This is a genomic window from Sphingopyxis sp. GW247-27LB, assembly GCF_002277025.1.
In the GTDB taxonomy this organism is placed as follows: Bacteria; Pseudomonadota; Alphaproteobacteria; order Sphingomonadales; family Sphingomonadaceae; genus Sphingopyxis.
This window is the reverse complement of sequence record NZ_NIWD01000004.1, coordinates 1-760: the sequence shown is the minus strand read 5'-3', so window position 1 is coordinate 760 and position 760 is coordinate 1. Positions and strand designations below refer to the sequence as shown.

General features: G+C 57.5%; 1 pseudogene. It reads right to left on the bottom strand.

What is annotated here, in order from left to right:
• Nucleotides 1–252: 252 nt before the first annotated feature.
• Nucleotides 253–603, bottom strand: a pseudogene (locus CD928_RS04510) (transposase); the annotation flags it as partial.
• Nucleotides 604–760: the final 157 nt, after the last annotated feature.

Sequence of the window (760 nt, the reverse complement as noted above, 5' to 3'; positions counted from 1 at the left end):
CCACGTTCAGGCGGCAGCAGCGGCCCAATCAGGTCCCACTCCGCATCCGACAAATCCCCGCGACCCATGACTGATCCTCAAAAAGCAGTCTTGAATCAGAAGGAGGAGGATTTGGGAATCCCTTTTGTCAACACGGCCTAATCAAGTTGGCGCGCGGTTGAAGCGCATTGAATCAGACGGGTTGGTTTCACCATTGGCTCGATCGTTACTCATCATTGACTGCCACTGCCAATTCGGTTGTTCGGTATTCTGTTAGGTCGTCAGTTGATAGGGCCCATAGGCTTCCTTCCGGGTCAGCACGACCCAGGCGATCCGGGCCAACTTGTTGGCAAGCGCCACGGAGACGACCCTGAACGGCTTTTTCTCCGAGAGTTTCCTGATCCAGTCGGCCATGGGCGTTGGCTTATCCTTGATGTGGCGCATGACGGCGGTGGCGCCGACGACGAGCAGTCGGCGCAGATATCGGTCTCCCTGCTTCGAGATGCCACCCAACCTGGTCTTGCCGCCGGTGGAGTGCTGCTGCGGAGTTAGGCCGAGCCAGGCGGCGAATTGCCTTCCCGACCGGAACTGATCGGGATCGGTGACGATAGCAGCGATCGCGGTTTGATCTGCCCCCTTCTGAGTGGTCCAAAATTGATGATATTTTGGACGACGAAGGAGATATAGAATGCCGAGCAAGAAGCATCGCCCGGAAGAGATTATCGGCAAGCTACGTGAGGCGGAGGTTGTGCTTGCGCAGGGCGCTACGACCGTACGACCG